Annotated in this window: 1 protein-coding gene; it reads right to left on the reverse strand. The window is 59.6% G+C overall.

Annotated features, from left to right (window positions below; translation table 11 throughout):
• Positions 1-297 (reverse strand): 1,3-beta-galactosyl-N-acetylhexosamine phosphorylase N-terminal domain-containing protein (locus P0G09_RS19185; protein WP_275253464.1); only part of this gene is annotated, 297 nt, incomplete at both ends.

The following is a 297-nucleotide window of genomic DNA, read 5'->3' on the forward strand; positions in this document are numbered from 1 at the left end:
CAATGTCCGAGATCAGGCGCAGGGTGGAACCGTTGCCCACGCTGCCCACCACGGCATCCAGACCGATGGTCTTGAACTCCGGCATAAAGTGCTCGGTGCCGATCCAGTGGTCCCCCAGGAACATCATGGCCTCACACCCACACTCGTGGGTGATGTCTACCATCTCTTTGGCCAGCTTTGCCACCTCCCGGCGCTGGAAGGCCTGTAAATCCCGGAATTCCCTGCTGGGCACCCGGTACTGGTTGTTGTAGTAGCCCTGATCGATGATGTACTCCGGGCGGAACTTGTAGCCCACCT

This window comes from Faecalibacterium sp. DFI.5.82 (assembly GCF_029076575.1).
Classification (GTDB): Bacteria; Bacillota; Clostridia; order Oscillospirales; family Ruminococcaceae; genus Faecalibacterium; species Faecalibacterium duncaniae.